This is a genomic window from Arthrobacter sp. QXT-31 (genome assembly GCF_001969265.1).
Lineage (GTDB): Bacteria > Actinomycetota > Actinomycetes > Actinomycetales > Micrococcaceae > Arthrobacter.
On the sequence record NZ_CP019304.1, the window covers coordinates 4,886,862 to 4,904,477 of the forward strand.

Sequence of the window (17,616 nt, forward strand, 5' to 3'; positions counted from 1 at the left end):
CCGATGCCACGGGGAGGAAAGCCGTCAGGCCGGCCGGTATGTCACCATCAGCACCCCGGTCGCGGTGGGGATGGACTCAACCAGCCGCAGCCGGTGCAGTTCATCCTCAGGCCCGAACAACCGGCGGCCCGAGCCGAGCAGCACCGGGTGGATCATCAGGAACAGTTCGTCGACGAGGCCGTGCGGGAGCAAAGAGCGGACCAGCTGGCCGCTGCCCATGACCACGAGGTTGCCCCCGGGCTGTTCGCGCAGCGCAGCGACCCGGGCCGGGACGTCCCCGCTCAGGAGCGTGGAGTTTGGCCATGGCAGGTCGGTCTCGGGGTTGGAGGACGCGACGTACTTCCGTGTCCCGTTGAGGCCGTCCTTGAACGGGCCGCCGGCGTGGTTCCAGTACGTGAGCATGTCGTCGTAGCTGCGGCGGCCGAACAGCCAGGAGAAGTCCTTGCCCATCCGCTCGCCCATGGCCGGCATCATTGCCGGGTCGTTGGCTTCCAGGGCCCAGCCGCCATGCCGGAAGCCATCACGGGTGTCTTCATCGGGGCGGCCCGGCCCCTGCAGGACGCCGTCGAGGCTGACGTGGTTCACGACCAGAACGCGCATGCGGTACTCCGTCCGATATCAGCCGGCGTTGACCGCCGGGTTGTTGACGCGTCCCCCCAAAGCGGCCCAAAGGTAGCGGATGGCTGCCTCCACGCCTTTGGTGTTGGCCCCGGCCAGGAGCTGCAGGACCAGGCCGTCCAACGCGGCGAAGGCAGCCTGGGCAGCACCCTCCTGCCCGCCGAAGCCGATCCGCTCCAGGCCGTCGGAGAGCGCCTGGATGTAGCTGTCGTAGAGATGCTGTACCGGTCCTGCCAGTTCGGGGCGCCGCCGCGATTCCAGGATCATTTCGTACTGGAAGATCTGGATGTCGGGATTGTCCTCGATCAGCGACAGGATGCTCCGGCAGAACTCGTCCTCGGTTGCAGGCAGCGCTTCCAGCCGTGACAGCCCGATCGACTGCTGCACGGACCATTCGAGTGCGGCCTCAATGAGGGCATCCCGCTTGCCGAAGTGGTGCACCACCAGCGTGTTGTTGACGCCGGCCTGTTCAGCAACTGCGCGGAACGTCAGGCCACGCAGCCCCTTTCGCGCCACCACATGCACGGTCGCAGCCAGCAAGGCTTCCCGCCCTGTGCCGTATCCGCTGCGTCTCTGCCCGCTCATGCCACCGATTGTAGCCGCCGGGGACGCGGTATTGACTTCAAACCTCAGCAGATGCTTAGCTGTGAGGCATCACACAACTAAGCATATGCATAGTTGCCCCAGCCGAGGAGGATCCATGCCCACGTCCACGAACGCCGTCGAATTCACCGTCCACGACGCCCATGACCCGCAGAAATACGAGCCGTTCGCCCTGGGCCAGGTCCAGTGGGTGCGGCGGCCCGGAGAGGGAGGCCGTCCCGCACTGTCCGCCGGCTTCTGGCACGTCACCACGGAAGAAGCCCCGGAACCGTTCGACCTGCTCATCGAGGCCGACGAAACCATCCACATCATCGAAGGGCACCTGCACATCGAGGTCGAGGGCGGTGACAGCTTCGACCTCACACCAGGTTCGGCCGCTTCCTTCAACAGGGGTGCGCAGACACGCTGGACCGTCGTCGAGGACACCACCGAGTTCTTCGTCTATTCCTGACACGCCGAAAACCTGAACGCAGAAGGATGCATCGTGAGTGACACCACCCCCAACGCCGGGCAGACCGACGTCGTCATTATTGGCGCCGGATTCGCCGGCCTGACCGCGGCCCGTGAATTGCGGCAGACTGGTTTGTCCGTAATCGTTCTTGAGGCCCGGGACCGGATCGGCGGCCGGACCTGGCTTGATGACAGGCTTGGCCGTCCGCTGGAAATGGGCGGCACGTGGGTCCACTGGACCCAGCCCTACGTCTGGGCGGAAATGAAGCGCTACGGGATCGGCACCGTTCAAAGTCCGATCCCGGAAATGGCCTACTGGTGGGCGGACGGCGCCCGGCACACGGGCACACCCGACCAGCTGCTGAACGAAATCGACGGGCCAAACCGCCAGCTCGTGGAACAATCCCGTGAATACTTCCCCGAACCGTTCGCGCCGCTGGCCAGCCCCCGGATCCAGGAGATCGACGGCGTCTCCCTGCCCAAGAAAATCGCAGGCCTGCAGATCACGGATTACTCCAGGGACATCCTGGAATCCTTCTGGTCCCTGAACTTCAATGGCCCCATCGACGACGCCGCCTTCACCCAGGCCCTGCGCTGGGTGGCACTCACCAACGGCGACTGGATGGTCAACTTCGAAGCCTGCGCCACTTTCAAGATCGAAGGAGGCACCAGGAAGCTGATCAACGCCATCGCGGCCGGAACAGACGTTCGCCTCGGGAAGACTGTCTCGACCGTCAAGTCCACCGAGGGGACCACCGCCGTCATCTCCAGCGACGGCGAGGAATTCCACGCCGGCCATGTCATCTGCACGCTTCCCCTCGGAGCGATGGGCGCCACCGCATTCGACCCTCCCCTGCCCGCCGCCGCACAGAGGGGTATCGGCGAGGGCCAGGTCTCCAAGGGCATCAAGGTCTGGATCACCGTCAAGGGGGAGGTCAAACCGTTCGTTGCCCTCGGCGCCGCGGAGTGGCCGCTGAACTTCGCCCAGGCTGAGTACGGCCAGGACGGCAGCACCATCCTCGTCGCCTTCGGACCCGACACCTCCCGCCTTGACGCCACCGATCTTCGGCAGGTCCAGGCCGCCCTCGACCTGCTCGCGCCGGACCTCGAAGTCCTGGACACCGCGAGCCACGACTGGACCAGTGACCCGCTCTCAGGCGAGACGTGGCCGATGCACCGGCCGGGTTTCCTGACGGAGTCCCTGGGCAGCTTCCAGCAGCCGCGCGGCAGCCTCCTGTTCGCAGGTTCGGACTACGCCAACGGCTGGGGCGGCTTCATCGACGGCGCCATTGAAAGCGGGCTGGAAGCAGCCCGGAGCATCGTGAACGCGCGCAGTTAGCCGCCGCCTTAAGCAGCCACTAAGGGCCGGCGGCGTTCGCGCCGCTGGCCGTGGCCGAGCGTTCAAGGAGCCTTCCGACCTGAATGACGGCGGCCCGGATCTTTGCAGGATTCCCGAAGGTGAGGAATTGCAGCATCAGTCCGTCGAGCGCGGCAAAAATAGCTCGGGAAAGTTCCTCATCCATATCGAGCGAACGGGCGCGGAGGGCCGCTTCAACAGTGGAGATGTAGTTGTCGTAAAGACGGTCCAGAAGTGCCCTGAGCTCCGGCTTCCGCCGCGCCTCAAGAAGCATCTCGAACTGGAATAGCTGCAGCTCCGGCTCGGCGGACACCGTGTCCAGGAGGGCGTCAGCGAACCGCTCATCGAAATCGGCCACTCGCGCAAGCCCGGTCTCATCAATGGACCGCTGCACGGCCCACTCAAGTGTGGCTGCCAGCAAACCTTCGATCGAACCGAAGTGGTGCGTGATCAGCGTGTGGTTCACCCCCGCCCGCCCGGCAACAGAACGGTAGGTAACGCCCCGCAGGCCCTTCTCCGCAACAACGTCGACGACGGCGGCCAGCAGGGCGTCGCGGCCATCACCGTAAGGCAACCGTTGGGACTCCAGGCTCATAACCCGATTCTAGCCCCGGCAGAAGGCCGTTCCGGGAGCCTTGACGCTCCAAACTAAACACTTGTATAGTTTTCTTCGTGATACGGCTCACGTGCCGCTCATCACCATCACTTCCACCGGGAGACGCGCACGAGGGGGTGCGCGCCAACCGGAACACATACGTATTCACGAGGCATGACTTTCTGTGTCCCTGCCCTGGCGAAAGAGCCACATCATGAATCAACAAACCGGACAGATCCCCGCCAACGAGGAAACCACTGTCAGCACTGCCCGCCTCCGGCCGAACAAGCTGGGTGTCATGGCGGTGGCCTTCTTTGCCATCGCTGCTGCCGCCCCGATGGCGGCCGTCGTCGGGGCCAGCCCGGTCCTTTTCGCGGCCAGCGGACCGGGAACCCCTGTCATCTACGTCATCGCGGCACTGCTCGTTGCCCTGTTTTCCGTGGGGTATCTCAGGATGAGCCACAGCATCACCAACGCCGGCGGATTCGTCGCCTACATTGCCAGGGGGCTTGGCACGAAGTGGGCCACCGGTGGCGCGGGAATCGCCATCCTGACCTACGTCAGCCTGCAGGTGGGGCTCTGGTCGCAGTTCGGCGTGTTCGCCCAGCAACTCGTTGAGAATTTGACGGGGCTGGGCCTGCAAGCATTCTTCTGGATCGTCGTCGTGCTGTCGCTGGCCACTGCCCTGACCATGAAGGGGGTGGATGCCAGCCTGAAAGTGCTGGGCGTACTGATCATGGGCGAAACCCTTGTGGTGGCCGCACTTGTCGTCTCCCTTGTCGCCCAGAACGGCTTCGGAATCTTCACTTTCGACGGGTTCACGAGCGAAAGCATCGTGGGGCCAGGGCTCGGCATCTCGCTGCTGTTTGCCTTTGCCTGCTTCACAAGCTTCGAAGCCACAGTGGTTTTCGCCGAGGAGGCCGTGAACCCGCGAAAGACGATTCCGCGCGCGGCCTATCTGGTCATCGCCTTCGTCGGCTTCTTCTACCTGGTCTCAACGTGGGCCATCAGCGGAGCGATCGGCATCGACCGGGTCCAGAACGAAGCCGCGGCTGACCCGGCGGGCATGATCTTCGACCTCGCCCAAACCAGTGCCGGTTCCTGGCTCAGCCTCGCGATGCAGATCCTCGTCGTCACCAGCTTCATCGCCATGATGCTGGGGCTGGCCAACATGTTTGCCCGGTACCTCTTCGCCCTCGGACGCGCCGGAACGCTGCCGGCAAAACTGGCATCAGTCTCCAGGACCGGGGCACCGACCTTCGCAGGGTTCATCAACGGCATCGTGGTCCTGGCCATCATCAGCGCTTTCCTGATCACGGGGGCCGACCCCATCACCACCGTCTTCGCTTGGTTCGTCGCCCTCGGGACCGCCGGTTTCATCAGCATCCTCCTGCTGACATCTGCCGCGATCATCGTCTTCTTCGCCAAGCAGAAGATGCGCGACAACCTGTGGGTGACCGTCATTGCGCCCGTTCTGTCCTTCGTTTCATTCATCGTCATCGGGTACCTGACCCTGGACAACTACGATGCCCTCCTCGGCGGCGCCGGCGGTGTTGCCCGCTGGCTCCTCCTGGGCATCCCACTCGTCCTCATTGCAGGAATAGCCCGCGGCGCCCGGAAACCGTCAATCGACTATGCCTCCGAGATCGTCTGACGCCAGTAATCCCGCCGCATTAACCAGCCAATTCAGCCAGAATCGCCATCAGCCAAAGGAATACCATGACCACAACCGACATTCAGGATTTTGTACCCGAAAACGAGTGGCCCTCCGTGTCCACCATGCTCGACGGATTCGGAGACCAAACCCTGCCCGCATCCGCGGCCCTGACCGGAAAGGTACTGCGCCTGCCCGCTGACGGAGCCCAGACAACCGTATACAGCTTCCATGATGCACATTCCCTGACGTGGACCGCTGCAGGCCGCGAGGGGGAAGAGGCCGGCGCAGCCAGGTACAAGGCCATTGAGGCACGTCCCGGGATCTTCATCATCGACTTCGTCGCGGGTGAAGGGCACCGGGCCGAAAATGTCACCATCGTCCTCGACAGCAACACCGGCGCCGTCACAACAGCCGTCAGTTCCTTCATCGGGGAAGGGGGCAAGATCCGCAGCACCACCAGATTCAGCCACGGAAACGCGGAGGGCTCAACGGCACTTCACGCGCGTTCCACGGGGCTGGTGGGCAAGCGTATCTACTACCGCTACAGCGACGTTGAAACGTACGAACACATTTACCTGAACGCGGGCACCTTCACGTGGCACTGCCTGCGCGGGGGTGAGGCCGGCCTCGCCGACACGGACCGCTGCATGACGTTCGACGTCGGCGACGACCTCTACCTGTTCTTCTGGACCGAAAAGGTCATGACAGTTGAGGCGGTCCTGCTCATCGACCTAAGGGAGCAACGCTCAATTGGACGGATGTTCGGCTGGGACGAACCAGCGGCCGAGCCCGTTGTGCTGCCCTTCAATTCCCGGCTCACGGTCCTTAACAGCACCGAGTACCCGCGCGACAACCACAAGCACTAAGGAGTACCTCTTGGAAACCTACGATGCCCTCCTCGCGTCCGTCACCGCCGGTCCCGGCCAGGAGAGCCGGACCATCTTCGACCCCGCTACCGGCGGCGTGGTCGGCGAGGCACCGGTCCACACCATCGAAGACCTCGAAACCGCGGTAGCGGCAGCGGCCGCCGCCCAGCCCGCACTGGGCCACGACGCCCGCTCCGCCGCGCTGCTCAAGGCAGCCGACGCCGTCGAACGCTCCGCCGAGGAACTCGCCCAGCTCCTCTCCCGCGAGCAGGGCAAACCCCTCAACGGCCCCAACGCCCGCTTCGAAGTCGGCGCCTGCGCCGCCTGGCTCCGCGCCACCGCCGCCACCGATCTCACCCCCGAAGTCGTCGTCGACGACGGCGAAACCTACGCCGAACTCCACTACAAGCCCATCGGCGTCGTCGGCGCGATCGGCCCGTGGAACTGGCCCATGATGATCACCATCTGGCAGATCGCCCCCGCCCTGCGGATGGGCAACACCGCCGTCGTCAAACCCTCCAAAATGACCCCGCTCTCCGTCCTGGCCCTGATCAAGGTCCTCAACGAAGAACTCCCCGACGGCGTCCTGCACGTCATCTCCGGAGACCGCGAAGTCGGCGCCCGCCTCGCCGAACACCCCGCCGTCGGCAAAATCATGTTCACCGGCTCCACCGCCGGCGGCAAAGCGATCATCCGCTCCTCCGCCGATACCGTCAAACGCCTCACCCTGGAACTGGGCGGCAACGACGCCGGCATCGTCCTGCCCGACGCCGACCCCAAAACCATCGCCACCGACCTGTTCTGGGGCGCCTTCCTCAACACCGGCCAGACCTGCGCCGCACTCAAGCGCCTCTACGTCCACGACACCATCTACGACGCCGTCTGCGAAGAACTCACCCACGTCGCCAACCATGCCCATGGGTGTGGGCCTGGACGAGAACAACGTCCTCGGCCCCCTGCAGAACAAGGCCCAGTACGACATCGTCGCCAACCTCGTCCAAGCCGCCAAGGACTCCGGCGCCCGGATCCTGACCGGCGGCAACCCCGACCCGGGCCAGCCCGGCTACTTCTACCCCACCACCCTCGTGACCGACATCGACAACACCAACCCCCTCGTCACCGAAGAACAGTTCGGCCCGGCCCTGCCCATCATCCGCTACAGCACCATTGACGAAGCGGTGGAGATGGCCAACGCCCTCGACGTCGGACTCGGCGCCTCCGTCTGGTCCCCCAACCTCCCCGCCGCCCGCGAAGTCGCCGCCCGCATCCAGGCCGGCACCGTCTGGATCAACAAACACGGCGCCGTCGACCCCCGCGTCCCCTTCGGCGGAGCCAAACAATCCGGCTACGGCCTCGAATTCGGCGTCGAAGGCCTCAAACACCTCGGCATCCCCCAGGTCATCAACGGCTGACCCCACAGCGCAACACAGGAGCCGCCCTCGCCACCCGCGACGGCGGCTCCCCCCGTTCGGTGCCCCCTATGTAGGGACCCGGCCAATGTCCCGCCGGCCCCCTTGTTGGGACCCCACAAAATCTTGCCCCCGGTAGGGAATTAGCGTCGGTTCGGAGGAATATCCGCAGCCATCACACGCAAAGGACCCATCAATGACGATTCAGGCAAACGCGGGCGAGACCACAAGCCACGCGACCATCCCGGGCACCTTCCCCATCCTGGAAACCGCCCGGCAGCAGGTCCTCGAGGAGGGCATCGGGCTCACCCAATCACAGCTCGAGGAGGTGCTGCGCCTTCCGGATGAGGCCCTTCCCGCGGCCCTGCAACTGGCCCACGAGGTACGGCTCAGGCACTGCGGGGAGGACGTCGAGGTGGAGGGCATCATCTCCATCAAGACCGGCGGCTGCCCGGAGGACTGCCACTTCTGCAGCCAGTCCGGACTGTTCGACTCCCCCGTCCGTGGCGTCTGGCTGGACATCCCCGAACTGGTCAAGGCCGCGAAGGAAACCGCCGCCACCGGCGCCACCGAGTTCTGCATCGTCGCCGCCGTCCGCGGCCCCGACATCAAGCTCATGAACCAGATCAAGTTCGCGATCGACCGCATCAACGAAGAGGTCGAGATCAACATTGCCTGCTCGCTGGGGATGCTGACCCAGCGCCAGGTGGACCAGCTGGCCGAATGGGGCGTGCACCGCTACAACCACAACCTGGAGACGGCCCGCAGCTACTTCCCGGAAGTCGTCACGACCCACACCTATGAAGAGCGGCTGGACACCTGCAACATGGTCAAGGCAGCCGGCATGGAACTGTGCTGCGGCGCGCTGATCGGCATGGGCGAAAGCCTTGAACAGCGCGCCGAACTCGCCGCCCAGCTCGCAGCCCTGGAACCGCACGAGGTTCCGCTGAACTTCCTCAACCCCCGGCCCGGCACGCCGCTGGAAAACCAGGGCATCATGGACGGCAAGGATGCCCTGCGCGCCATCGCCGCGTTCCGCTTGGCCATGCCCCGCACCGTCCTGCGCTACGCCGGCGGCCGCGAACTCACCCTCGGCGACCTCGGCACGCGCGACGGCCTCCTCGGCGGCATCAATGCCGTGATCGTCGGCAACTACCTCACCACGTTGGGGCGCCCGGCGACAGCCGACCTGAACCTGCTGGTCGAGCTGAACATGCCCATCAAGGAACTCCAGAAGACGCTGTGATCCCCAACCGCCCCCTAACCTCGCAAGGCCCCACCGGCTCCCAGCCTTCGCAAGCTCAGGCCGGGGCCCTCGCCGGCGTGGGCCCACGGCCAGGGAACCCTGCGGTCGTGGCCCCAGGTTTCGCCGGCCCGGTCTTTTGCGGGCACTGCGGTGAGCCGTACGACGGCGGCGGCGGGCCGCCGTCGGACGCCCACCTCCAGTGCGGCGAACGGCTCGCCATGGAACCGCCCCGCTACTGCACCGGCTGCAGGCGCCGGATGAAGGTCCAGGTCACGCCGCTGGGCTGGTCCGCCGAATGTTCCCGGCACGGGGTGCTGGTCCCGTGAGGCAGGAGAGGGACCTCATCCGGCGGGACCGTGCACGGTTGTGGCACCCCTACGCTCCGGCGTCCCCGGACCTTCCGCTGTGGGAGGTGGAGGCGGCCGACGGCGTGCGGCTGCGGCTCCGGGGTGAAGACGGCAGCCGCCATGAGGTGATCGACGCAATGTCCTCGTGGTGGTCGGTGATCCACGGCTACCGCCACCCGGCCCTGGACGCCGCTGCCGCCGCGCAGCTGGCGAAGTTCAGCCACGTGATGTTCGGTGGCCTCACCCATGCCCCGGCCGTGGAACTGGCCGAGAGGCTGGCGGCCATGGCCCCTGCCGCCCCCGGCCGGCCAGGGTTGGAGCGGGTCTTCCTGGCGGACTCGGGCTCGGTCTCCGTCGAGGTGGCGCTCAAGCTGGCGGTGCAGTACCAGACCGCGGTCGGGCGGCCCCGGCGGCAGCGGTTCCTCAGCCTCCGCGGGGGCTACCACGGCGATACCTTCGCGGCCATGGGGGTCTGCGATCCGGTGGACGGCATGCACTCGGCCTTCCCGGGACTGCTGGCCGGCAACATTTTTGCGCCGCGCCCGCCGGCGGCGGCGTCGGCAACACCGGAAACGGTAAAGGCGTGGGCAGCCGGCGTGGCGGACCTCGCGGCCAAGCACTCCGCGGAACTGGCCGCGATCGTCGTCGAACCGGTGCTGCAGGGCGCGGGCGGCATGCACGCCTACCCGGCCGAATGCCTGGCCCTGCTCCGGGAAGTGGCGGACCGGCACGGGCTGCTGCTCATATTCGATGAGATCGCGACGGGCTTTGGCCGCACCGGCGAGCTGTTCGCGGCCGATCATGCCGGCGTCGTGCCTGACATCATGTGCGTGGGCAAGGCCCTGACCGGCGGCTACCTGACCCTCGCGGCCATGCTCTGCACGGCCGCGGTGGCCGCAGCCGTGTCCGGCGGCCAGGCCGGTGCCCTGCTGCATGGCCCCACGTTCATGGGCAATCCGCTGGCGTGTGCCGTGGCCAATGCCAGCCTCGGCATTCTTGAGGCCGGCCGGTGGCGGGACGATGTGGCCCGGATCGGCGCCGGGCTGGCGTCCGGGCTCGCTCCCGCCCTGGAACTGGAAGCTGTGCGGGATGTCCGCACCCTCGGCGCCGTCGGGGTCATCGAGCTGCACGACGCCGTCGACGTCACCGCTGTCACCGCCGCAGCCATCCGGCACGGCGTCTGGGTACGCCCGTTCCGGAACCTCGTCTACACGATGCCGCCGTACATCAGCACCCGGGCCGATATTGCACAAGTCACCGCCGGGATGGTGGCGGCGGTGGCCGAGGTTCATGAAGCCCGGGTCCTCAAAATGCGGGTCCACGAAACGCAGGTCCACGAACGGGTTCCGGCCCGCTCCGGAAGCAGCTCATGAGCGCCTCGATGACCCAGTGGCTTGAGCGCCAGGCCGCCGTCAGGGAACGCCGCGGCCAGGTCCGCCGCCCGCTCGCGCGCGCCGCGCATGAACAGTTCATCGACCTGGCCAGCAATGACTATCTGGGCCTTGCAACGGACCCGCGGGTTGCCGGGGCAGCGGCTGAGGCGGCTTCACAGTGGGGCGCGGGGGCCACCTCCTCGCGCCTGGTCGCCGGAACCACGCAGCTGCACCTGGACCTCGAGCAGGAGCTGGCCGCGCTGGCGGGGATGGAGACGGCGCTGGTCTTCTCCTCCGGCTATCTGGCCAACATCGGTGTGATCACGGCACTGGGCGGCCCCGGGACCCTGATCGTGGCGGACGAACACTGCCACGCCTCGATGATCGACGGCTTCCGGCTCAGCCGGTCCCGCACCGAATCGTTCACCCACAACAGCGTCGAGGAAGCCGGCCGCCTGCTCGCCGGCCGTAGCGAACCGCGGGCGCTGATCGCCGTCGAATCCGTCTACAGCGTCCTCGGCGACGAGGCACCCCTCGCCGGCCTGCTCGCCCTGGCCGGGCAGCATGACGCCATGCTCCTCATCGACGAGGCCCACAGCCTCGGCGTCACCGGCAGCGGAGTCTTCCAGGGCCGGGGCTCGGTGGCCGGAACCGCCCTTGCCGGGCATCCGAATGTGATCGTGACCGCCACGCTGTCCAAGGCGCTCGGCAGCCAGGGCGGTGCCGTCCTGGGGACACCGTTGCTGCGCGAGCACCTCCTCAACAGGGCCCGCAGTTTCATCTTCGACACAGGCCTGGCACCGGCCGCCGGCGCGGCAGCCCTCGCGGCGGTGCGGATCATCAGGGATGAACCGTGGCGGGCGGGCTCCGTCCGGGGCAACGCGGCTGCGCTGGCCGCCGGGCTTGCCCCCGCCCTTGCGAGGCTCGGCGCCACCCCTGACCGGACCGCCGGCGCCGTGCAGTCGCTCCCCATGCCCTCCGCGGAAGCTGCCCTGGCCGCCGCCGAGTCCGCACGCAGGCAGGGCGTCCGGGTGGGCTGCTTCCGGCCGCCGTCGGTTCCGGACGGGATCCCGCGGCTGCGGCTCACCGCCCGTGCCACCCTCACGTCCGAAGAAATCGAAGACAGCTGCGCAGTGCTGCGCGGCATCCTGGAGGAACTTCCATGAGCCTGTCCCCCGTCGTTCTGGTCACCGGAACGGACACCGGCGTCGGAAAAACCATCACGACGGCGGCACTCGCCGCCGTCCTCAGCGGCATGGGCCGCAGCGTGGCGGTTTACAAGCCATGCCAGTCGGGCGCCGCCGACGGCGACTCCGACGCCGCGGAGGTTGTCCGGCTCGCCGGCGCCATAACCGCTGAGGCCGGGGTCGTCCTCCAGGAGCCAATGGCGCCAGTCGCGGCTGCCGCCATCGACGGGACACGGCTGCCCGCGGTGACTGCGCATGCAGAGCGGATCCGTGATCTCGCGGCAAGGCACGACCACGTCCTGGTGGAGGGCGCCGGCGGTCTCCTTGTGGAGCTGGACTCCGACGGCGGCACGCTGGCGGACCTCGGAGCGCTGCTGCGCGCAGTCTTTGTGATTGTCGCCCGGCCCGGCCTCGGCACGTTGAACCACACGGCCCTCACGCTCGAGGCGCTGTCCACCCGCGGACTGGACGTGCTCGGCGTCGTACTGGGAAGCTGGCCCGTCAGCCCCGGCGCCGTCCACCACAGCAACCGGCGGGCCCTCGGTTCCCTGCGGGTTCCGCTGCTTGGTGCCCTTCCGGAGCAGGCCGCCGCGCTGTCACCCGCTGATTTCCGTGCAGGCGCAGCGGCCTGGCTGAACGGAGTGCCGGCATGATGCCGCTGCCCGGCGGAGCTCTGGCGCCAATGGCCGGGGCTGAAGCTCCCGACGCGTCCGCGTGCCCATACCTCGTGGTCCGTGATCCGGAGTCTGTCCGGGATGTCCTGCACCGGCCTGCCGACTTCAGCCCGGCCAACGCGCTGGTGGCGGTGACACCGCTGGAGGGGCCGGCGTTGCGCGTGCTGCAGCGCGTGGGCTTTGCGTTGCCTCCGGTACTGGCCAGCAACGACACCGGCACGCACGGCGGCATCCGCAAGGTGGTGGCGGGCTTCTTTACTCCTGCGACCGTCGCCGCCATGGAGCCGCGCATCCGGGAACTGGCCCGGGAGGCTGCGGCGCAAGCCGGGGAGCAACTCGCCGAGGCCGGCTTGACGGACCTGGTGCAGACGGTGGCGGCGTTTCCGCCCGCCGTCGTGATGCTTGAACTCCTCGGGCTGCCCGCGCGGGACCTTGAGGACCTCAAGCGGTGGGGGCTGGACTCCATGGAGCTGTTCTGGGGCTGGCCCGACGCGGACCGGCAGCTGGAGCTGGCCCGGAGCGCGGCTGAGTTCTACGTATGGTTGCGCCGGCTAGTCGGCCAGTCCATGGCGGCGCCCGGGCGCAATCTGTTCAAATCATTGTCCGCCCATGGCCTGTCCAGGACAGAGCTGTGTTCGCTTGGCTACTTCCTGCTGATCGCCGGACAGGAAACCACCACGCAACTGATCAGCACCATCATGTTCAGGCTGCTGGAGCGAACCGGGCCGGTGGGCTGGAAGGAAGCCGGCACGGATGAGGGCGCCCGGGCAGCGGTGCGGCATGTGCTCGCCACTGAATCGTCCGTTCCCACCTGGCGGCGCGTCGCGGCGCACGATGCGCGACTCGGCGGTCACCTCATCCCGGCCGGAACCGAGATACTCCTTGAGCTGTCCGGCAACCGGATCACCGCGGGCGCGGGACCTGATACGCCGCCGCTCCGGGACTCTGCACGCGGCGCATCAACCGGCCTCGTCTTCGGTTCGGGCATCCACCGCTGCCTCGGCGCAAAGCTCTCCGAACTGGAGGCCGCCGTCATGCTCCAAGAGGTCGCAACGGCGCTGCCCACCGTCCAACTGCAGGACCGTGAGCCGGACTGGATCCGGTTCCTGTCCTTCCAGGCACCCCGCACGGTCAGCGTGGCGAACGGGCCGGGCTAACGGGAACCGGCCGGCTGGTCCGCGGCTGGGCGGGCTGACTTGGAGCGCCAGTAAGCCGTCCGGCGCCCGGCACAAAAAAGCCCTGCCTCCAGCCGTAGCGGTGCTGTGCCGCCAACCTGCCCCCAGCCGCTGGCGGGGGCTAGGCGCGCAGGTGCGCCGGTGCCTGGGTGGCCTTCTCTATGTCGCCCGCAGTGACCTCGATCAGCTGATGCGCCAGGTCAGCCAGCGCGCGGGCGGTCGCCAGTTCGTCCCCAATCTCGGGGACGTCGGAATCTGCCGGATTCAGCCTGGCCATCCCGACGCCTTCCAGTGCGGGCCGGCCTCCGGCCTGCAGCCGCGCGGTGGCCCGCGTCTGGCCATCATGTTCGTCGAGGGCGATGTTCACCGACCAGCTTTTCTCTTGCATTTTGGTCGCCTCCTCCATCCAAAATCCACGATGCCAAGCCCGGGTCAGGCCGTCAAGGGTCGAAAAGTTCGCTCGCGGAAGTGGCTCCACAGTAGTGGCGGGGTGGCGCGCTCAGCTGTTCCGGGCCGCCGGCGGGACGCGCAGGCTCCCGTACCGTTCCATGCGGTGCCAGCGCAGGTGCACGCCTGCCAGTGCCGTGACGACCGACTGGATGACCACCAGGTACATCAGCTGGCGGTAGACGAACTGCTGGAGCGGGAGCGTCCACAGCGGGCCCAGGCGTTCCTTGTCGAGCCGGAACGCGTAGGCGGCCATCAGCACCTGAACCACCAGGAAGACCAGCCACAGGAGGGCGATGCGCACCGGGTCGAGGAAGATCAGCCCGTAGAGGGCGAAGACGTCCACGACCGGCGCGAACAGCGGAAGAAGCACCTGGAGCACGAGGAGGTAGCCAAGTCCCCGGCGCCCGAGCTTGCCGGCCTGTCCTCCCTGCACGATCGCGCCGCGGTGCTTCCACATGGCCTGCAGTGTCCCGTAGCACCAGCGGTACCGCTGCTTCCACAGTGCGCCGAGCGTCGCTGGAGCCTCGGTCCAGGCCCGGGCGTCGTCCTGGTACACGACGCGCCAGCCGTCGCGGCAGAGCGCCATGGTCAGGTCCGTGTCCTCGGCGAGGGTGTCATCGCTTACGCCACCGACGCGGAGCAGCGCGTCGCGGCGGAAGCCGCCGATGGCCCCCGGCACGGTAGGCATGCATTCGGCGACGTCGAACAGGCGGCGGTCCAGGTTGAAGCCCACCACATATTCAATGTGCTGCCATGCCCCGAGAATCCCGCCGCGGTTGGCCACTTTCGTGTTCCCCGAGATTGCGCCCACCCTGGGATCGGCAAACGGCTGAATGAGCGCCCGGACGGAGTCGGGCTCAAAAACAGTATCGCCGTCCACCATGACAACGAGGTCGTGGGTAGCGGCCTGCAGCCCGGCATTAAGCGCCGACGGCTTGCCGCCGTTTTCCTTGCGGATGAGCGTCACGCCTGGGAGTCCAAGGGCCTCAACGATGTCCGCGGTGCCGTCCGTTGAGCCATCGTCCACGACAATGATCTCCACGGGATGGGTCGAGGCGGCGATGGACCGCACGGCGGCCTCGATCCCTGCCGCTTCGTTGTAAGCCGGAACGATGACCGTCACGGGCTCCGTGATTGCCGTGCCACCAGGGGCGCGGCTGGCCGCCTGCTTGCCCCGTGCCTGGCGCCGGTGCCGCACTGCGGCGCCCATGACGAGGACGGCCCGGATGAAGGTCACAACCCCGCTTGCCACCAGCGCCCACGAAATTGCGGTCACCAGCCAATCACTGAGCCGGATGCCCCAGACGAAGGCAGTTCCGCTGGCTTGTTCGACGGGTGTGGCCTCCCGGGTACTGGACACGCCAATGGCTTTGCCGACCGTGGTCACCCGGTAGCCCTGCGCGTCCATCCGGGAGAGAAATGAATCCAGTGCCGTGACAGTCTGGCTGCGGTCACCGCCGCTGTCGTGCATGAGCAGCACCTGGCCCCGGTTTCCCGAGAGAGCAAGGTTCCGCTCAATGGACGCAGCCCCTGGCTGCTTCCAGTCCTGACTGTCCTTCGTGCTCAGGACGGTGAGATATCCCTCGTCAGCAGCAGCACGGATAGAGGACCAGGTCGAGTCATTGACGGCGGTGTTTCCGGAACTGAACGGCGGGCGCAGCAGAGACGCTGCCTGCCCGGTCACGCCCATGATCACCTGCTGGGCCCCCTGCAGTTCCAGTTGGCGGCGCCAGTCCGGTGAACTGCCAAGGTCAGCGTGCGTGAGGGTATGGACCCCGATCTCGTGGCCTTCATCGACAATGCGGCGGGCAAGGTCCGGGTTCTCGACCGCTGCCGAGCCGACCATGAAAAACGTGGCCTGCACCTTGTGCTTCTTCAGGACATCGAGGATCTGCGGGGTCCAAACCGGGTCCGGGCCGTCGTCGAACGTCAGCGCCAGCGTGCGGTCCTGCGGAGCCACGGTACGGACGTTCCCGCCGCGGGCGTCTATGACCGGTCCCCCGCTGGAAACGGAGGCGGGCACTCGGGCAGCTGAACCGGAGACCGGAACGGAGTCATCACCGATGCCGCCGAGGTGATGCATATACCCCTGCACCACCAAAGCGAATGAAATGGCGAAGAGAACGGCGGAAAGAACCAGCCAGTGCGCGCGTACCGCGGCGGCGTCCCTTAGTTGACGGTGCCGGCTCACGGGTGCGAGGGCGGAGTCGGACGGGCTGTCTGCCCCGGAGCTGCGTCGGATTTCCCGGGCTCGGTCGAAGTCTGTTGGCCCTGGCCCTGAGCCGCGGGTGCCGGCGCCGCGGCGGCGTTGCCCTGGACTGTGTTGCCGGCCGTTGTGGGGGTCTGGGCACTGGAGCCGGGTGCGGCGGGAGTTGCAGGCGCTACCGCAGCCGCTGGTTCTGCAGGCACTGGGGGATTGCCCGGTACCGCTGGCTCGGCCGGAATTGCTCCTGCACCGGGGACGGTGCCGGGCTTGGCGGCGCCTTCCGCAGGGGGCTGGGTGGAGGCCGGCGGATCAGTTGGTGCGGGCTTCTCGGCGTGAGGCGCCGCCGCCGGAGGCTTTGGAAGATACGGCGCCACGATGTCGGGGCCGCCGAAAAAGGCCACGAAGAAAAGGACGACATATCCGGCCACGAGAGCGAGAGCCACGAGTCCGGCAGCGCGCGCATGGCGCAGTCTCCGCCCCGAAGTGTCAAGGAAAACCGGGCCGGGTGCAGGCACCGCGGACCGCTTGGAGGTACTTGTGAAAGGCGCCATAACGGTAAACATCGTAGGCGAGCGGCCAAACGTATCCCAAACCTGCAGGCGGGACAGGTGGCAGGGATTACTGCCGATCGATTTAGCCGGGACCTGCGCCCGGCGGGCCGTTGAGCACGGTGGGGATGTACTCGAGCAGCTGGAGCCGGCCATCGAAGGTCCGGCTGTCCACCATGTCGAGAGAGACGTCGGGATAGCCGTCATAGATCCGTTCCCGGCCCGTGCGGCCGGTGATCACCGGGAAGACGACCAGCCGGAACCGGTCCACGAGGCCGGCGGTCAGCAGTGACCGGCAAAGGCTGAGGCTGCCCAGGGTGCTCAAGGGCCGGGTACCGGTCCGCTTCATCTCCCTCACGGCTTCGACGGCGTCCCCGGTGACCAGTTCCGAGTTCGGCCAGGTGAGGGGTGCCTGCAGGGTGGACGAGAAGACCACCTTCGGCACGGCGTCGAGTCCGGTCAGGGCGGCTCCCTCATCCTTGGAGAACCCCGAGTCCCCGGCCGCGGCTTCCCCTGACATGCTGGACATCAGCCGGTAGGTGTTCGCCCCGAGAAGGAACGTGTAGCCCTTCTCCCCTTCCTGTTCGAGCCAGGCCAGGTATTCGGGCCCTTCCAGGCCCCACCAGCCGGGCCACCCTTCCGCCGAGGCATACCCGTCCAGGGAGATGATGAGGTCCACCATCAGGTCAGCTGAATTCCCGGAAGTTGTTTTGGTCATGACCGTCTCCTCGTTCTGATCGACGCTGGTGGCCGCCGGGACACTGCGCCTTCGACGGCGGTGCGCGCAATGCTATCCGTGCGGCGACGGCCGGTTCAAGGGCCCGCACATCGTGCCCGGCCCTGCGGAAAGCGCTC

The 17,616-nt window shown here is 67.2% G+C and carries 16 protein-coding genes and 1 pseudogene; 11 read left to right on the forward strand and 6 right to left on the reverse strand.

Annotated elements, in window-relative coordinates:
* Nucleotides 1-24 precede the first annotated feature (24 nt).
* Nucleotides 25-600 (reverse strand): dihydrofolate reductase family protein, encoded by a 576-nt coding sequence (locus BWQ92_RS22315; protein WP_076803305.1) that lies wholly within the window; start codon nucleotides 598-600, stop codon nucleotides 25-27.
* Nucleotides 601-618: 18 nt separating this feature from the next.
* The gene (locus BWQ92_RS22320; RefSeq protein WP_076803306.1) at nucleotides 619-1,203 is read right to left on the reverse strand and encodes a TetR/AcrR family transcriptional regulator; all 585 of its coding nucleotides are present in this window, start codon (nucleotides 1,201-1,203) and stop codon (nucleotides 619-621) included.
* A 115-nt stretch (nucleotides 1,204-1,318) separates the two neighbouring features.
* On the opposite strand from BWQ92_RS22320, the gene BWQ92_RS22325 reads away from it, so the two are divergent.
* Both BWQ92_RS22325 and BWQ92_RS22330 read left to right on the forward strand, forming a co-directional pair.
* Entirely contained in the window at nucleotides 1,319-1,672 is a 354-nt protein-coding gene (locus BWQ92_RS22325) for a cupin domain-containing protein (RefSeq protein WP_076803307.1), read from the forward strand.
* Between the two features lie 33 nt (nucleotides 1,673-1,705).
* Nucleotides 1,706-3,010: a flavin monoamine oxidase family protein gene (locus BWQ92_RS22330; RefSeq protein WP_076803308.1), complete on the forward strand. Its 1,305-nt coding sequence runs from the start codon at nucleotides 1,706-1,708 to the stop codon at nucleotides 3,008-3,010.
* 19 nt (nucleotides 3,011-3,029) lie between these two features.
* Here the strand turns inward: BWQ92_RS22330 and BWQ92_RS22335 are convergent, their stop codons facing one another.
* Nucleotides 3,030-3,623, reverse strand: coding sequence for a TetR/AcrR family transcriptional regulator (locus BWQ92_RS22335; protein WP_076803309.1), 594 nt, complete (start codon nucleotides 3,621-3,623; stop codon nucleotides 3,030-3,032).
* Nucleotides 3,624-3,837: 214 nt separating this feature from the next.
* Between BWQ92_RS22335 and BWQ92_RS22340 the strand changes: the two genes are divergently transcribed.
* From BWQ92_RS22340 to BWQ92_RS22380, 9 genes and pseudogenes are all read left to right on the forward strand, one after another.
* The gene (locus BWQ92_RS22340; RefSeq protein ID WP_076803310.1) at nucleotides 3,838-5,277 is read left to right on the forward strand and encodes an APC family permease; all 1,440 of its coding nucleotides are present in this window, start codon (nucleotides 3,838-3,840) and stop codon (nucleotides 5,275-5,277) included.
* Between the two features lie 65 nt (nucleotides 5,278-5,342).
* Nucleotides 5,343-6,146 carry a MoaF C-terminal domain-containing protein gene (locus BWQ92_RS22345; RefSeq protein ID WP_076803311.1) on the forward strand — a complete coding sequence of 268 codons (804 nt, stop codon included), beginning with the start codon at nucleotides 5,343-5,345 and terminating at the stop codon, nucleotides 6,144-6,146.
* Nucleotides 6,147-6,156: 10 nt separating this feature from the next.
* Nucleotides 6,157-7,558 (forward strand): annotated as a pseudogene (locus BWQ92_RS22350) (aldehyde dehydrogenase family protein).
* A gap of 193 nt (nucleotides 7,559-7,751) precedes the next feature.
* The gene (gene bioB / locus BWQ92_RS22355; protein ID WP_076803312.1) at nucleotides 7,752-8,801 is read left to right on the forward strand and encodes a biotin synthase BioB; all 1,050 of its coding nucleotides are present in this window, start codon (nucleotides 7,752-7,754) and stop codon (nucleotides 8,799-8,801) included.
* 107 nt (nucleotides 8,802-8,908) lie between these two features.
* Nucleotides 8,909-9,127 carry a biotin synthase auxiliary protein BsaP gene (gene bsaP, locus BWQ92_RS22360; protein WP_076803313.1) on the forward strand — a complete coding sequence of 73 codons (219 nt, stop codon included), beginning with the start codon at nucleotides 8,909-8,911 and terminating at the stop codon, nucleotides 9,125-9,127.
* A complete protein-coding gene (locus tag BWQ92_RS22365; RefSeq protein WP_076803314.1) occupies nucleotides 9,097-10,521 on the forward strand; it encodes an adenosylmethionine--8-amino-7-oxononanoate transaminase in 1,425 nt (474 codons plus the stop codon). The genes bsaP and BWQ92_RS22365 overlap by 31 nt, the downstream gene beginning before the upstream one ends.
* Before the next feature lie 8 nt (nucleotides 10,522-10,529).
* Complete coding sequence (locus tag BWQ92_RS22370) at nucleotides 10,530-11,687, forward strand: 8-amino-7-oxononanoate synthase (protein ID WP_076803894.1); 1,158 nt, start codon at nucleotides 10,530-10,532, stop codon at nucleotides 11,685-11,687.
* Nucleotides 11,684-12,361, forward strand: a complete 678-nt coding sequence (gene bioD, locus BWQ92_RS22375; RefSeq protein ID WP_076803315.1) for a dethiobiotin synthase — start codon at nucleotides 11,684-11,686, stop codon at nucleotides 12,359-12,361. Before BWQ92_RS22370 ends, bioD begins: the two co-directional genes overlap by 4 nt.
* Nucleotides 12,358-13,539: a cytochrome P450 gene (locus BWQ92_RS22380; RefSeq protein ID WP_076803316.1), complete on the forward strand. Its 1,182-nt coding sequence runs from the start codon at nucleotides 12,358-12,360 to the stop codon at nucleotides 13,537-13,539. Before bioD ends, BWQ92_RS22380 begins: the two co-directional genes overlap by 4 nt.
* Before the next feature lie 139 nt (nucleotides 13,540-13,678).
* Here the strand turns inward: BWQ92_RS22380 and BWQ92_RS22385 are convergent, their stop codons facing one another.
* From BWQ92_RS22385 to BWQ92_RS22395, 3 genes are all read right to left on the reverse strand, one after another.
* Complete coding sequence (locus BWQ92_RS22385; protein ID WP_076803895.1) at nucleotides 13,679-13,945, reverse strand: DUF1876 domain-containing protein; 267 nt, start codon at nucleotides 13,943-13,945, stop codon at nucleotides 13,679-13,681.
* Nucleotides 13,946-14,056: 111 nt separating this feature from the next.
* Complete coding sequence (locus tag BWQ92_RS22390; RefSeq protein WP_076803317.1) at nucleotides 14,057-16,198, reverse strand: bifunctional polysaccharide deacetylase/glycosyltransferase family 2 protein; 2,142 nt, start codon at nucleotides 16,196-16,198, stop codon at nucleotides 14,057-14,059.
* 648 nt (nucleotides 16,199-16,846) lie between these two features.
* On the reverse strand, nucleotides 16,847-17,479 hold the full coding sequence (locus BWQ92_RS22395) for a dihydrofolate reductase family protein (protein WP_076803318.1): 633 nt from the start codon (nucleotides 17,477-17,479) through the stop codon (nucleotides 16,847-16,849).
* Nucleotides 17,480-17,616 lie beyond the last annotated feature (137 nt).

Coding starts and splice junctions, on each gene's coding strand:
- BWQ92_RS22315 (WP_076803305.1), bottom strand. CDS start 600: ATGCGCGTTCTGGTCGTGAACCACGTCAGCCTCGACGGCGTCCTGCAG.
- BWQ92_RS22320 (WP_076803306.1), bottom strand. CDS start 1,203: ATGAGCGGGCAGAGACGCAGCGGATACGGCACAGGGCGGGAAGCCTTG.
- BWQ92_RS22325 (WP_076803307.1), top strand. CDS start 1,319: ATGCCCACGTCCACGAACGCCGTCGAATTCACCGTCCACGACGCCCAT.
- BWQ92_RS22335 (WP_076803309.1), bottom strand. CDS start 3,623: ATGAGCCTGGAGTCCCAACGGTTGCCTTACGGTGATGGCCGCGACGCC.
- BWQ92_RS22340 (WP_076803310.1), top strand. CDS start 3,838: ATGAATCAACAAACCGGACAGATCCCCGCCAACGAGGAAACCACTGTC.
- BWQ92_RS22345 (WP_076803311.1), top strand. CDS start 5,343: ATGACCACAACCGACATTCAGGATTTTGTACCCGAAAACGAGTGGCCC.
- bioB (WP_076803312.1), top strand. CDS start 7,752: ATGACGATTCAGGCAAACGCGGGCGAGACCACAAGCCACGCGACCATC.
- BWQ92_RS22365 (WP_076803314.1), top strand. CDS start 9,097: ATGTTCCCGGCACGGGGTGCTGGTCCCGTGAGGCAGGAGAGGGACCTC.
- BWQ92_RS22370 (WP_076803894.1), top strand. CDS start 10,530: ATGACCCAGTGGCTTGAGCGCCAGGCCGCCGTCAGGGAACGCCGCGGC.
- bioD (WP_076803315.1), top strand. CDS start 11,684: ATGAGCCTGTCCCCCGTCGTTCTGGTCACCGGAACGGACACCGGCGTC.
- BWQ92_RS22380 (WP_076803316.1), top strand. CDS start 12,358: ATGATGCCGCTGCCCGGCGGAGCTCTGGCGCCAATGGCCGGGGCTGAA.
- BWQ92_RS22385 (WP_076803895.1), bottom strand. CDS start 13,945: ATGCAAGAGAAAAGCTGGTCGGTGAACATCGCCCTCGACGAACATGAT.
- BWQ92_RS22395 (WP_076803318.1), bottom strand. CDS start 17,479: ATGACCAAAACAACTTCCGGGAATTCAGCTGACCTGATGGTGGACCTC.